This window comes from Psychroserpens sp. (assembly GCF_045105015.1).
GTDB lineage: Bacteria > Bacteroidota > Bacteroidia > Flavobacteriales > Flavobacteriaceae > Psychroserpens.
The window spans coordinates 1-14,357 of the sequence record NZ_JBGCCX010000094.1 but is presented as its reverse complement, the minus strand read 5'-3'; the positions used below and the strand labels follow the sequence as shown (position 1 = coordinate 14,357).

Sequence of the window (14,357 nt, the reverse complement as noted above, 5' to 3'; positions counted from 1 at the left end):
ACAATTTGGTACTTCTCGTCTAATCTTCCTACATGCTCTTTTAAATCTAATACATCTTGATTTAAATTAGCTGTTGGTAAGATATATACGTTTGATTTATCAATTTGGACTTCTTTTTCAAATCTATTATTGAAGCTTCTTAATTTATCGATGGCTGTATTCTTTGCAATTCGATATAACCAAGTAAATAGTTTTGCTTTTTTTGAGTCGTACTTTTTAGCATTTTTCCAAACTTTAACAAAAGTTTCTTGTAAAGCATCTTGAGCAATTTCTTCATTTATGGTCACTTTAAGAATTACCCCATATAAACTGTCTGAGTAATTTTCATAGAGCAGACTTATGGCTTTTTTATCACCACTCTCAAGTAGTTTTACAATTTGGTTTTCTATAGGAGTACTCAAAAAAAATTAATTATGTTAAAATTGAATTTGAAATGGTCCAAATATATAGTTGTGTTCGTATATATTAAGGTTGGTAAAGTTAATTAAAAATTAACGGAACAAAATTAAGATTAAATCTGTCAAAATTTATGTCCTTTCTTAAGGGGTTGATTAATAGCTTTTTCAAATTTTTACAGAAAAATTAAAGCCTCAATTTATTGAGGCTTTTTGTTTAAATAATATTTACTTCAGCGTCAATATTGATATCAAAAAGGCGGAATACAGTTTTTTGAATGAGTCTTGACAATTCAAGGATGTCTTTTCCTGAAGCTCCACCATAATTTACAAGAACTAAAGCTTGTTTCTTATGAACACCATAGTTACCGAGTTTTTTTCCCTTAAAACCAGCAGTTTCTATTAACCAGCCAGCAGGTACCTTAATTTCATTTTTTGAAATTACATAATGTGGTACTTTAGGGAAATTGTTTTGTAATTCTAAGAATGCAGTTTCTGATATTATTGGATTTTTAAAAAAACTTCCACTATTTCCAATTTCTTTTGGGTTAGGTAATTTACTCTGTCTTATTGATATGACAGCCTTAGAAACGTCTTGTATTGTAGGTTTTAAAACTTTCATATGCTCTAATTCTGAGGTAATAGCTCCATAATTAGTATTAAGAATATGATGCTTTTTAGTTAATTTAAATAAGACATTCAATATGATATACTTGTCTTTAGCGTTTTGTTTAAAAATTGAATTACGATAACCAAATCCACAATCAGAATTTTTAAATGTTTCCACTTCTAAGGTTTCAAGATTTAAGACCTCGCATGATTCAAAAGTGTCTTTAAGTTCTACACCATAAGCACCAATATTTTGAATGGGACTTGTGCCAACATTTCCTGGTATAAGTGAAAGGTTTTCTAAACCACCAAAATCATTGTCTAAAGTCCAAAGTACGAATTCATGCCAATTTTCGCCCGCTTTAGCTTGAACAAATACAGTATCTTTTGTTTGAGAAGTGATGTTTATACCTTTTAGGTTAATATGTAAAACCAGTGCATCAATGTCTTTGGTAAGTAGCATATTGCTTCCGCCACCTAGAATAAATTTAGGAGAATGCTTCTCAGACTTATAAATCGATTTTAATTCATCTATAGAATTAACAGAAACAAACTGTTTTGCTTTAACATCTATACCAAACGTATTGTAATGTTTTAGAGATATGTTATTTTGAATTTGCACTAGTCTTTATAAACTTTTAGTGCTTCTTTTAAAATATTCACAGCTTTAACTAAACTCTCTTTATTTAAAACGTAAGCAATTCTAATTTGATTTAGTCCAACTCCAGGTGTACTGTAAAATCCTGCAGCAGGAGCCACCATAACAGTTTCTCCATTCACATCAAATGATTCTAAAAGCCATTGGGCAAAAGTATCTGAATTCTTTATTGGTAATTGAGCGATACAATAAAAAGCACCTTTTGGATTAGCAACTTGTACACCCTCAATTTTGTTGAGTTCTTCAATAAGAATATTTCTTCGTTGTACATATTCGTCAATGACATCGTCAAAATAACTTTGTGGTGTTTCTAAGGCTGCTTCACTAGCAATTTGTGCAAGTGTTGGCGGACTTAATCTTGCCTGAGCAAATTTCAAGGCAGTTTTTATTACTTCTTTGTTTTTTGACACTAAACAACCAATTCGAGCGCCACACATACTATATCGCTTAGAGACAGAATCAATAACTATAGCATGGTTCTCTAGACCTTCTTCTTGTAAGATTGAGTAATGACTAATACCATCATAAGCAAATTCTCTATACACTTCATCAGCAATTAAAAATAAATCGTGTTTTTTTACAATAGCTGCTAATTTCTTTATCTCTTCTTTTGAGTAAAGGTATCCAGTTGGGTTCCCTGGATTACATATTAAAATTGCTTTTGTTTTAGCAGTGATTAATTTTTCAAATTCTTCAATAGGAGGTAAGGCGAAATTATCTTCAATTTTAGAAATAACAGGAACTACTTTTACACCAGAAGCAGTTGAAAATCCATTGTAGTTTGCATAAAATGGTTCTGGTATTATCACTTCATCATCAATATCTGTAATGCTTCCGAATGCAAATAGGAGAGCTTCACTACCACCAGTGGTAACAATTATATCATCATGTTTTACAGGGATGCTATGATTAGCATAATAATTGGCCAGTTTTTCGCGAAAAGCTTCAGAGCCTTCAGATCGAGTGTATGCTAAAATATCTAAAGAGTGAATCTTTACAGCATCTAATGCAACTTGAGGTGTTTTAATATCAGGTTGACCAATATTAAGATGAAATACTGTTTTTCCTTGTTTGTAAGCGTTTTCAGCAAAAGGCACCAGTTTTCGAATTGGAGATTCTGGCATGTCTTGCCCTTTTTTTGATATTCTTGGCATAATGAAATTATTTAAGTTGTAAAGTTCTGAAAATTATCTTAAAGTTTATTTAAAAAAATGAGCTAAAAATATAAGATGTAGTAAAGATTTGTAACTTGTTTATTAGACTATGATGGTATTAAAAAAAATATTTGTTACTTCTTTTTTATTCTTGCTATGTTTTACCTTTTCTTTTGGTCAAGGAGAATTTGATTTACCTCAAAGTAGAACTGATAAAATTAAATTTCAACTTATTAATAATCAGATGATTATTCCTGTCGAAATTAATGGTGTTGAACTTTCTTTTTTGTTAGACACAGGAGTTAGTAAGCCAATATTATTTAATATTACAAATATTGATTCACTTCAGATTAATAATGTAGAGACTATCTTTCTGAGAGGTTTAGGTGATGGTGAATCTGTTGAAGCATTAAAATCTCAGAATAATTTTTTTAAAATTGGAAATACTGTTAATGTCAATCAATATATCTATGTTGTTTTTGACCAAGATATAAATTTCACACCTAGATTAGGAGTTCCTGTACATGGTATAATTGGTTATGATATTTTCAAAAACTTTGTTGTAGAAATTAATTATCGGTCAAAATATTTAAAGCTTCATAGACAGGATGCCTACAAATACAAGAAATGTAAAAGTTGTGAAACTTTTAATTTGTCTTTCTACAATAACAAACCTTACATAGACATTGAAGTAATGCTAGATGAAAAAAAGCTACCTGTTAAACTACTAGTGGATACAGGTAGCAGTGACGCACTATGGTTGTTTGAAGACGACAGTCTAGGTATTTCAGCAAAATATTATAATTATTTTGATGATTTTTTAGGTCGAGGTTTAAGTGGAAATGTCTACGGAAAAAGATCTTTAATTAAATCTGTAAACCTCAAAAATTTTGAACTTAAAAATGTTAACGTAGCATTTCCAGATTCCACAGCAATCGTTCACGCTCGTAAAATTAGAGGTAGAAATGGAAGTATTGGAGCAGAAATATTAAAACGCTTTAATCTCATCATAGACTATGGGAAAGCTAAAATGACATTAAAAAAAAATGGAGGTTTTAAAGCTGGTTTTCATTATAATAGAAGTGGAATTGTAATAGAGCAAACGGGATTGAGAGTTGTAAAAGAGTTAACTAGAAATTCAATTTTTGATTCTTATGGTCAAAAAAACAAAGACAAAATTTCTATTAATTACTCTAATCATTATGAGTACAAATTACAGCCAGCCTTTACTATAGTTTTAATTAGGAAGAATTCTGTAGCTGAAAAAGTAGGCCTTAAAGTTGATGATATTATTTTAAGTGTAAATGGTAAGGAGGCCCACACATTAAAGTTACAAGAGGTGATTAGTTATTTTAGAAATCGACCAGGAAAATCTATTCGATTAAAAGTAGAACGCGATAAAGAAATCATGAATTTCAATTTTGTACTTGAAGATGTCTTCAAACAAAAAGAACTCCCATAAATGAGAGTTCTTGTATTATAATTAGATAGAACGATATTATTGTTCCATCACACTTTTGTCTTTTTTCTCTAGCGGATTTTGTTTGCTAGGATCTACAACTAAACCTTTAATTTTTAATGCTACACTAGGAGTGTCAGCATTAGAAGTGACTGTTATAGTTTTTCTGATTGGATTTACTCTATTTGTGTCATACTTAACAGAAATTTCACCAGTTTCTCCAGGCATTATAGGTCCGTCTGGTTTTTTAGGTACAGTACAACCACAGGTAGATTTTACTTTAGAAATTATTAAAGGTGCATTACCAGTGTTTGTGAATTTAAATACTCTTACACCATCAGATCCTTTATCAATGGTACCATAATCAATTACATCGGTTTCAAATTCTATTTTTGCAACCTTTTCTTGAGCTGAAACACCCAAGCTTAGTAAACCTACAAATAAAATTAATATTACATTTTTCATCATTTAAATTTTAAATTGATACTATCAAAACTACTTACTTTTTAGCATTCTGCAAAATTAATTAGATGTAATGCAATATTAATTAACATCCTCTAGGATAAATCTGTCAATAATATACCGACATTAATTTCGCAAAAAAAGAAATATAAGTACTTTTGTCTGTCATAAAGCAAAAACAATACCAAAGCATGAACATACCGACAAAATATTCAGCATCTAATGTAGAAAGTAAGTGGTATAACTACTGGATGGAGCATAATTATTTTCATTCTGTTCCTGATGAAAGAGAACCATATACAATAGTTATTCCTCCACCAAATGTGACAGGAGTCCTGCATATGGGACACATGCTTAATAATACCATTCAAGATGTTCTAATAAGGAGGGCAAGATTGCAAGGAAAAAATGCTTGTTGGGTTCCTGGTACAGACCATGCTTCTATTGCTACAGAAGCTAAAGTTGCAGCAAAACTTAAGACTCAAGGTATTGATAAAAATGATTTGACAAGAGAAGAATTTTTAAAACATGCTTGGGATTGGACTGAAGAATATGGAGGAGTTATTCTCGAGCAATTAAAAAAACTCGGATGTTCTTGTGATTGGGATCGTACTAAATTTACGATGGATGATGATATGAGTGAAGCCGTTATCAAAGTGTTTGTTGATTTATACAACAAAGGTTTGATTTACAGAGGTTATCGAATGGTAAATTGGGATCCCGAAGCTAAAACCACTTTGTCTGATGAAGAGGTTATTCATATTGAACAACAAGGTTTACTTTATTATTTAGAATATAAAATTGAAGGCAGTGATGAAAAATTAACTATTGCCACGACTCGTCCTGAGACAATTTTTGGAGATACTGCTATTTGTATTAATCCCAACGATGAACGATTTGTACACTTAAAAGGAAAGAAGGCTATTGTGCCTATCTGCGGAAGAGTGATACCTATTATTGAAGATGAATATGTAGATGTTGAGTTTGGTACAGGTTGTTTGAAAGTAACTCCTGCACATGATGAAAATGATAAAGTTTTAGGTGATAAACATAATCTTGAAGTGGTTGATATATTTAATGAAGATGCAACACTAAATAGTTATGGACTGCATTATAAAGGTCAGGATCGTTTTGTGGTAAGAAAAGCAGTTGCAAAAGAATTAGAAGTAGCTGGAATTATTGTTAAAACGGAAAATCATATAAATAAAGTTGGTACTTCAGAACGAACAAAAGCGATTATCGAACCTCGTTTAAGTGATCAATGGTTCCTGAAAATGGAAGATTTGGCTAAACCAGCACTAGATGCTGTTCTCAAAAATGGTGATGTTAAGTTATTTCCTAAGAAATTTGAAAATACCTACAGACATTGGATGGAAAATATTCGAGATTGGAATATTTCTCGTCAGTTACGATGGGGACAACAAATTCCAGCGTTTTATTATGGAGATGGTAAAGAAGATTTTGTAGTTGCTGAAACAATTGAATCAGCTTTAGAACTCGCCAAAGAAAAAGCAAATAATCAAGAATTGACAACTAGCGACTTACGCCAAGATTCAGATGCTTTAGACACTTGGTTTAGCTCATGGTTATGGCCAATGAGTGTGTTTGATGGTATTAGAAACCCAGAAAACGAAGAAATAAAATATTATTATCCAACAAATGATTTAGTTACTGGTCCAGATATTTTATTCTTTTGGGTTGCTCGAATGATTGTAGCTGGTTATGAATACAAAGATCAAAGACCTTTTGAAAATGTATATCTTACAGGTTTAGTAAGAGATAAACAACGACGTAAAATGTCTAAATCACTTGGTAATTCTCCAGATGCTTTAAAACTAATTGAAGATTATGGTGCTGATGGTGTTAGAGTAGGCTTACTGTTAAGCGCAGCTGCTGGAAATGACTTAATGTTTGATGAAGAGTTATGCAATCAAGGTAAAGGATTTGCTAATAAAATATGGAATGCCTTTAGATTAGTTCAAGGATGGGAAATAAAAGATATCGACCAACCAGAATCTTCTAAAATAGCTATCGACTGGTATGAACAGAAGTTTCAAAATGCTTTAGTAGAAATTGAAGACCATTATAGTAAGTACAGATTATCAGATGCTTTAATGAGTATGTATAAATTAATTTGGGATGATTTCTGTTCTTGGCTTTTAGAAATGATAAAGCCAGCATACCAACAACCAATTGATAAGAGAACTTATGCTTCAGTGATTTCTATATTTGAAAATAACTTAAGGATCTTACATCCTTTTATGCCTTTCTTAACTGAGGAGATATGGCAGCATATTACTGATCGTGAACCACAAGATGCCTTAATTGTTGCTCAATACCCTAAAATAGAAGCATTCGATTCAAAATTGATTTCTGACTTTGAAATTGTAAAAGATATTGTCTCAGGAATCAGAACCATTAGAAAAGAAAAGAATATTGCTTTTAAAGATTCAATTGAATTGAAGGTTCTAAATAACGAAAACTTCGAAGCTAAATATGATTCAATCATCTCTAAAATGGGTCATGTGTCTGAGATGAGTTCGGTTACACAAACTGTTGAAGGCGCATTGACGTTTAGAGTACTTTCAAATGAATATTTTATTCCAATGGAAGGCAGCATAGATGTCGAAGCTGAAATTGTAAAACTAACAGAAGAACTAAAATATACTGAAGGTTTTTTGAAATCAGTTCAAGGTAAGTTGAAAAATGAACGTTTCGTAAATAATGCTCCTGAACAAGTCGTTGCTAGTGAACGTAAAAAAGAAGCTGATGCCTTAGCTAAAATTGAAACTATTAAGGCAAGTTTGTCAAGTCTACAATAACAATACCATTACTATTAATATAAAAAAAGAGCTTAATTCAAGCTCTTTTTTTATATTAATAGTAAGTTTTATTTATGTTTATCATAAAAAACATAAATAAAAATTTATAGAATAATCTCATCATCTTTGCAGTGTAAACTAAAACATATAAATTATGATAACAGTAACATTGGCAAAAGGAGATGGTATAGGTCCTGAAATTATGGATGCAACCTTAAGTGTTTTAAATGCTGCTGGTGCAGATATAAACTTTGAAGAAATTGAAGTTGGAGAAAAGATGTATTTGAACGGCCATTCTACAGGTATTTCTGACAAGGCATGGGAAAAAATTAGAACCAATAAAATTCTTTTCAAAGCACCAATTACAACGCCTCAAGGAGGAGGTTATAAGAGTTTAAATGTAACCATGCGCAAAACATTAGGTTTGTATTCTAATATCAGACCATGTACAAGTATGCATCCTTTTGTACAAACAAAACATCCACTTATGGATGTTGTAATCATTAGAGAAAATGAAGAAGATTTGTATGCAGGAATTGAACACCAACAAACAGATGAAGTTGTTCAATGTTTAAAGTTAATAAGTAGGCCAGGTTGTGAAAAAATCATTACTTATGCTTTTGAATATGCCAAACGTTATGGTAGAAAAAAGGTGACTTGTTTTACAAAAGATAATATCATGAAACAAACAGATGGATTGTTTCACCAAGTATTTGATGAAGTAGCAGGACGCTATCCAGAAATTGAAAAAGAGCATTGGATAGTAGATATAGGAGCTGCTCTATTAGCTGATTCTCCAGAGTCTTTTGACGTGATTGTTATGCCTAATCTTTATGGAGATGTCATGTCTGATATTGCAGCTCAAATTGCAGGTTCAGTTGGTTTAGGAGGTTCTGCAAATATTGGTCAAGAGTGTGCAATGTTCGAGGCTATTCATGGCTCTGCTCCAAATATTGCTGGAAAAAACATAGCAAATCCTTCAGGATTAATTAATGCCTCTGTCATGATGTTAAATCATATTGGTCAAAATATAGTAGCTGAAAATATTCAAAACGCTTGGTTAAGAACCATTGAAGATGGTGTTCACACAGCAGATGTTTATGATCTAGTAATGAGTACAAAAAAGGTCGGTACTAAAGAATTTGCCGAAGCTGTAATCGCTAATTTAGGGAAAGCTCCAAAGCAGTTACCAACTGTTTCTTACGATAACAGTACACCTCTTATTTTACCAAAATATCAACGTAAACCAGCACGAGATAAAAAAGTTGTAGGTGTTGATTTGTTTGTAGATTGGCAAGGTGAAAATCCTAATGAATTGGCGTCTAAATTACAGAAATTAGATAATGATGAGTTAGAATTAGTTTTAATAACCAACAGAGGTGTGAAAGTTTGGCCACAAGGATTTAAAGAAACATTCTGTACAGACCATTGGAGATGTAGATATGCAGTTAAAGATGGGAAAGAATTGCAAAAAGGAAAAATAATTGAAGTACTAAAATCAGCTTTAGATCACAATGTAGATGCTATTAAAACTGAAAACCTTTACACTTTTGACGGTAAACGTGGATACTCACTCGGTCAAGGTCAATAAAGGAATAGATTATTAATTTAAAATGAATTTGAGTTAGTCTTCAAATGAAATCTAAATACAAAATAAGCCACTAGGTTGACCGTATCAATTGATTGTTTTTTAGATGGTAATTAAATTTAGTGTTCTTTTTTGAAATTTATGTAGATTAGTTAATAGCAAGTAGTTAATTCAAAAAAAGTCATCTGTGTATAGATGACTTTTTTTTACCATTCATTTATTTTATTGCTATCTAGTTTGACAAAAATAAACAGTAATATAGTAAAACCCCAAAGACCAGACCCTCCATAACTAAAAAATGGAAGTGGAATCCCTACTGTTGGTATTAACCCCATAACCATTCCTGTATTAATAGTAAAATGAATAAATATGATGGAAGCCACTGCATAACCATAAACGCGACTAAATTGAGACTTTTGAGCCTCAGCCAGAAATAATATCCTAATAATAAGAGCAACAAAAAGAATCACAACAAAGGTGCTTCCTAAAAAGCCCCATTCTTCGCCTACTGTACTAAAAATATAATCGGTTTCTTGTTCAGGTACAAATTTTCCTGTAGTTCGAGTACCCTCTAAAAACCCCTTGCCTGAAAATCCTCCAGAGCTTATTGCTTTTTCAGATTGAATTAGATTATAGGCTTCTTCTTTTTTCATTTGCTCAAGTTTAGCTGGATCCTTTTCAAGACGTAACCAAAGGCTGATTCTATTTTGTTGATGCGGCCTCAATACATGGTTATAAAATAACTTTACACCAGCTGAAAACATAATACAAGTTAGAAGAATAACAACAGATTGTACAATAGAGGCTCGTTTTTTTCTTCTAAAGAAGTAAATTCCAAAAATAAATATTGCAGCAGTAATTCCTGTAATGACAATGCCAAATTTTAAAGCAAATACGGCTAAAATTATTGCAGATAATACTATTGCTAAATAAATTTGTTGAAGCCCTTCTCTATAAAAAACAAAAAAGAATGAAGCATAAACTAGTGTGCTTCCTGCATCATTTTGCAATAAAATCAAGATTGCAGGAACAATTATTATCGCAACGGCTCTAAACTGATGCTTGAGTGTATTCATGTCTGTTTGCAAATCACTCATGTATTTCGCTACAGCTAAAGCAGTAGCAAATTTCGCAAACTCACTCGGTTGAATAGTCATGCTTCCAATACCATACCATGACCTTGCACCATTAACATCTTTTCCGAAGATAAATAATCCAACCAGAGCCAACATGGCGACTATATAAATGATACTAGCAAAACGTTCGTAAAACTTTGCTTCAACTGATAAAATTAAGATAATTAGAACTAATGTGAGGCCAAGAAAAACAAGTTGTTTGCCATAGAGTTGATTCATGTCAAAATAGCTTTCAATATCACCAACATGAGAGGCAGACATAATGTTTAGCCACCCAAAACTAACCAGTAGTAAAAATAAAATGATTATGACCCAATCAAACTTAAAGCCTCTATGATTTTCTCTATGCATTCCTATTGATTTGAGTTGTTAAAAGAATCATCTTGAGGTGCCTTAACCTTCTCTACTAATTGTAAGGTTGTTTCGCCATTAATTTTAAATGGCTCACCTGAGTAAGGTTTGGCATATTCATTTTCCAGACTATGGGTTAAAATCCAATCTTCCATATCTGTTCTTGTAATTTCTCTTTTTATATATTTTTCAATCATTAAGCTTGCCATACGACCAGCAAATCGACTTCCCCAATATCCATTTTCAACAAATACAGCAATTGCAATTTTCGGATTATCCTTAGGCGCAAAAGCAACAAATATTGAGTGATCTGTTAATTGAGTTTTTACACTGTCAATTTTGACAAAATTTTCAGCTGTTCCAGTTTTTCCACAAATGTCTATTCCTGGAATTCTTAGTGTAGATGCAGTACCATCGTTATATACATCAAACATGCCTTCAATAATAGGTTCAAAATGTTGTTTGTCAATAGTGGTGTATTTTGGAGTTGTATATTTACTTGGAATAGTATCTCCTTCAATAGATTTAATTATGTGAGGTGTATAATAATATCCTCTATTACCAATAGCAGCAACCATGTTAGCTAGTTGTATTGGAGTGGCTTCAACTTCACCTTGGCCAATGGCATTAGAAACATTATATGTTGAACCCCAACGGTTATCTCCATAAGATCTGTCATAATAATCTCCATCAGGAATCCTGCCTGGTCTACCTATTTGTAAATCGTAGCCTAAGAAATTTCCAAGCCCAAAACTTTTAGCATGCGAAGCCCATTTATTCATAGCATCTCCAGCATCATCATATTTATCAATAATTCGCCTATATATATTTACAAAATAGGCATTGCAGGATTGAGAAATGCCACTATTCATATCTACCGGACTTTTATGATGATGGCAACCAGTTAATTTACGATTCCTGTAATAATAGCCCATACGACAAGAGACTTTGTCATTAGTGTTTGCAACTCCTTCTTGAAGTGCTATTAGCGCATTAATTACTTTAAAAGGTGATCCGGGAGGATATTGAGCTTGTAAACCTCTATCGAATAATGGTTTGGCTATGGTGTCTCTAAATAATCTTGTAAAGTTTTTCGAACGACCTCGACCAACAAGAATATTCGGATTGTAACTAGGAGCTGAAACTAACGCTAGAATTTCTCCATTACTTGGATCAATAGCAACTATTCCTCCTCGTTTATTCGTCATTAGTAATTCGCCATACTGTTGTAGCTCCGAATCTATAGTGATTTTAATATCTTTTCCTGGTTGTGGTAAAGTGTCAAATTTTCCTTCTTTATAAGGCCCTATGTTTTTGTTGAACCTATCTTTTTGAATAAACTTAATTCCTTTAACACCACGTAGTACCTTTTCATAAGACAATTCGACACCTTGTTTGCCAATTAAGTCACCCATTTTATAATATTGATCTTTTTCAATATTACGTCTGTTTACTTCTCCAATATCACCTAAAACATTAGCTCCTATAGTAGTTTGGTAGTCTCTAAGTGAACGTTTTTGAATGTAAAAACCATCAAATTTTCGCATTTTCTCTTGAAGTACTGCGTAATCTTTCTTAGATAGTTGAGGTACAAAAACAGAAGATAGTCTTGGAGAATAGCGGTAGGCTTTTTCATAAATCCTTTTAAAATCTTCTTTAGTAATTTTTAAAAGATTACAAAATTCCAACGTATCTAAAGGTTCAACTTCCCTTGGAATAACCATCACATCATAAGAGGGTTGATTTGCAACTAATAATTTTCCGTTTCTGTCATAAACATAGCCTCGTTTTGGATAATGGTATTCCTTTCTAATCGCATTATCTTCATAAAGGCTGTACGCTTCTTTATTATACACTTGTAAATAAAATAAGCGTGCAATAAATAAGAGTCCTACTGAAATTACGGTTAATAAGAGTAGAAGTTTTCTCATCGTTGTTTTTGACTAAAAAGTATTGAAATTAATATACAAAGTATAAGTGTAAATACACATGAAAATAATGTCTTTTTAAGCACTAAAAGTATGTTTGAAATGTTAAAAATTTCTAGTGAAAATAAGATGAGATGATGTAGAATTATTAAAATGAGAAAGTAAATGGTTCTATTCCCAAATTCAGTGTTATTAAATTTAATATGTTGATGTTCGTATATCATTCCAAATGCAAATTTTAAAATTGGAGGTCTTGCAAATGCAATGGTAACACAAGCCGCAGCATGAACACCTCCTGAGTCTGAAAATATATCTACAAACAGTCCTAGCATAAAACTTAAAAAAATAAACAAGACACGATTGTTATTTACTGGGAATAAGAGAATAAACAATATGTAAGGATACGGATTAATGGTATCCATGAAATTGATATGATTAAATATCAAAGCCTGTACTAGTATAAGTACAATAAATCGTATAATGCTATTAATATTTAAACTATTCATCAACTGGGTTTTCAAGTTGTTTTATTTCTTTTGCATCAAGATTTTCAATGACATATACATGTGATAAGTTAGTCATATCATTAAATGGCTTAATGTTTACAGTGTAAGTGTCACCTCCAATATCTATCACAAAATCTTCAACCAAACCTATCGGAATTCCTTGAGGAAAAATTGAGGACTGTCCTCCTGTAACTATAGTATCTCCTTGTTTGATAGGTGCAAATTTTGAAATATCTGTCAATTGAACTTTAGTTGAAGATTTTGCATCCCAAACCAGTGAGCCAATATGATTGGATGATTTTAGTTGAGCATTAATTTGACTTTTTGTATTTAAAATTGAAAGCACTCTGGCATATCTATTAGATGTGTTGTCAATAATACCTACAATACCCTTTGAAGTGATAACAGCTAAATCTTGTCGCAGACTATGCATTTCACCTTTGTTAATAGTTAAGTAGTTTTTAGAAGAGGTATAATTATTATTTATGATTTTAGCTGACTGAATTTTATAACGACCATTATAAGATATGGTGTCAATTAAAATTTTTGATCCTATTGTAGAGTCACTATTATTTAAAATTTGAGAACGAAGCCTGTTGTTTTCTTCAACAAGAATATTATTTTGTGTTTTTAAATCGAAATAATTTGACACAGTACTTGCGCCTTCATAAATACCACCTGTAAAAAAGTTAGCTGAATTTATAAACTTACTCTTATGGTAAGAATGTGATTGAATCGTTAAAGAAATTGAAATAAAAAACAACAGCAAAAACAGAAGGAAAGTTTTGTTTCTAATGACAAAGTTTATAATCTGTTGCATGCTAAGTAGGTATTCTCGGTTATTTTATCAATACACTTTTAAATTTAGGTAAGTTTTTAAGGGTGATTCCTGTGCCACGAACAACAGCTCGTAAAGGATCTTCAGCAATATAAACTGGTAAATCTGTTTTTTGAGACAAGCGTTTGTCTAAGCCTCGCAACATTGATCCACCACCTGCAAGATAAATACCAGTATTATAGATGTCAGCTGCTAATTCTGGAGGCGTTTGAGATAACGTTTCCATTACTGAATCTTCAATTCTTAAAATTGACTTGTCTAAAGCTTTTGCAATTTCACGAAATGAGATTTGCACTTGTTTAGGTTTTCCTGTTAATAAATCACGACCTTGAACACTCATCTCTTCTGGTGGAAGGTCTAAATCTTCAGTAGCAGCACCAATTTGAATTTTGATTTTTTCAGCAGTACGATCTCCAACATAAAGATTATGCTGTGTTCGCATGTAGTAAAT

12 protein-coding genes are annotated in these 14,357 nt (G+C 31.8%); 3 read left to right on the top strand and 9 right to left on the bottom strand.

Annotated elements, in window-relative coordinates:
* The 3 genes from AB8B90_RS07110 to AB8B90_RS07100 all read right to left on the bottom strand — a co-directional run.
* The coding region (locus AB8B90_RS07110) for an RNA polymerase sigma factor (RefSeq protein ID WP_405335138.1) at nt 1–401 on the bottom strand (401 nt) is incomplete at its 3' end.
* Nucleotides 402–612: 211 nt separating this feature from the next.
* Nucleotides 613–1,626 carry a UDP-N-acetylmuramate dehydrogenase gene (murB, locus tag AB8B90_RS07105; RefSeq protein WP_405335136.1) on the bottom strand — a complete coding sequence of 338 codons (1,014 nt, stop codon included), beginning with the start codon at nt 1,624–1,626 and terminating at the stop codon, nt 613–615.
* Nucleotides 1,626–2,816 (bottom strand): pyridoxal phosphate-dependent aminotransferase, encoded by a 1,191-nt coding sequence (locus AB8B90_RS07100; protein WP_405335134.1) that lies wholly within the window; start codon nt 2,814–2,816, stop codon nt 1,626–1,628. The genes murB and AB8B90_RS07100 overlap by 1 nt, the downstream gene beginning before the upstream one ends.
* A gap of 109 nt (nt 2,817–2,925) precedes the next feature.
* Between AB8B90_RS07100 and AB8B90_RS07095 the strand changes: the two genes are divergently transcribed.
* Nucleotides 2,926–4,278, top strand: a complete 1,353-nt coding sequence (locus tag AB8B90_RS07095; protein WP_405335132.1) for an aspartyl protease family protein — start codon at nt 2,926–2,928, stop codon at nt 4,276–4,278.
* 36 nt (nt 4,279–4,314) lie between these two features.
* Here AB8B90_RS07095 and AB8B90_RS07090 read toward each other — a convergent pair whose 3' ends face one another.
* Entirely contained in the window at nt 4,315–4,740 is a 426-nt protein-coding gene (locus AB8B90_RS07090) for a DUF1573 domain-containing protein (protein ID WP_405335130.1), read from the bottom strand.
* A gap of 188 nt (nt 4,741–4,928) precedes the next feature.
* On the opposite strand from AB8B90_RS07090, the gene AB8B90_RS07085 reads away from it, so the two are divergent.
* Entirely contained in the window at nt 4,929–7,559 is a 2,631-nt protein-coding gene (locus tag AB8B90_RS07085) for a valine--tRNA ligase (RefSeq protein WP_405335128.1), read from the top strand.
* A 154-nt stretch (nt 7,560–7,713) separates the two neighbouring features.
* A complete protein-coding gene (locus AB8B90_RS07080) occupies nt 7,714–9,150 on the top strand; it encodes an NADP-dependent isocitrate dehydrogenase (protein WP_405335126.1) in 1,437 nt (478 codons plus the stop codon).
* Between the two features lie 203 nt (nt 9,151–9,353).
* Here AB8B90_RS07080 and rodA read toward each other — a convergent pair whose 3' ends face one another.
* From rodA to AB8B90_RS07055, 5 genes are all read right to left on the bottom strand, one after another.
* Nucleotides 9,354–10,634 carry a rod shape-determining protein RodA gene (gene rodA / locus AB8B90_RS07075; RefSeq protein ID WP_405335124.1) on the bottom strand — a complete coding sequence of 427 codons (1,281 nt, stop codon included), beginning with the start codon at nt 10,632–10,634 and terminating at the stop codon, nt 9,354–9,356.
* A 2-nt stretch (nt 10,635–10,636) separates the two neighbouring features.
* Nucleotides 10,637–12,565, bottom strand: a complete 1,929-nt coding sequence (mrdA, locus tag AB8B90_RS07070; protein ID WP_405335123.1) for a penicillin-binding protein 2 — start codon at nt 12,563–12,565, stop codon at nt 10,637–10,639.
* Nucleotides 12,562–13,068: a rod shape-determining protein MreD gene (locus tag AB8B90_RS07065; RefSeq protein WP_405335121.1), complete on the bottom strand. Its 507-nt coding sequence runs from the start codon at nt 13,066–13,068 to the stop codon at nt 12,562–12,564. The genes mrdA and AB8B90_RS07065 overlap by 4 nt, the downstream gene beginning before the upstream one ends.
* Complete coding sequence (mreC, locus tag AB8B90_RS07060) at nt 13,061–13,888, bottom strand: rod shape-determining protein MreC (protein WP_405335119.1); 828 nt, start codon at nt 13,886–13,888, stop codon at nt 13,061–13,063. The genes AB8B90_RS07065 and mreC overlap by 8 nt, the downstream gene beginning before the upstream one ends.
* A gap of 19 nt (nt 13,889–13,907) precedes the next feature.
* The coding region (locus tag AB8B90_RS07055) for a rod shape-determining protein (protein ID WP_405335118.1) at nt 13,908–14,357 on the bottom strand (450 nt) is incomplete at its 5' end.

What these genes read in the sequence shown, in the direction of transcription:
- AB8B90_RS07100 (WP_405335134.1), bottom strand. Translation starts at nt 2,816, where the DNA reads ATGCCAAGAATATCAAAAAAAGGGCAAGACATGCCAGAATCTCCAATT.
- AB8B90_RS07095 (WP_405335132.1), top strand. Translation starts at nt 2,926, where the DNA reads ATGATGGTATTAAAAAAAATATTTGTTACTTCTTTTTTATTCTTGCTA.
- AB8B90_RS07090 (WP_405335130.1), bottom strand. Translation starts at nt 4,740, where the DNA reads ATGAAAAATGTAATATTAATTTTATTTGTAGGTTTACTAAGCTTGGGT.
- AB8B90_RS07085 (WP_405335128.1), top strand. Translation starts at nt 4,929, where the DNA reads ATGAACATACCGACAAAATATTCAGCATCTAATGTAGAAAGTAAGTGG.
- AB8B90_RS07080 (WP_405335126.1), top strand. Translation starts at nt 7,714, where the DNA reads ATGATAACAGTAACATTGGCAAAAGGAGATGGTATAGGTCCTGAAATT.
- rodA (WP_405335124.1), bottom strand. Translation starts at nt 10,634, where the DNA reads ATGCATAGAGAAAATCATAGAGGCTTTAAGTTTGATTGGGTCATAATC.
- mrdA (WP_405335123.1), bottom strand. Translation starts at nt 12,565, where the DNA reads ATGAGAAAACTTCTACTCTTATTAACCGTAATTTCAGTAGGACTCTTA.
- AB8B90_RS07065 (WP_405335121.1), bottom strand. Translation starts at nt 13,068, where the DNA reads ATGAATAGTTTAAATATTAATAGCATTATACGATTTATTGTACTTATA.
- mreC (WP_405335119.1), bottom strand. Translation starts at nt 13,888, where the DNA reads ATGCAACAGATTATAAACTTTGTCATTAGAAACAAAACTTTCCTTCTG.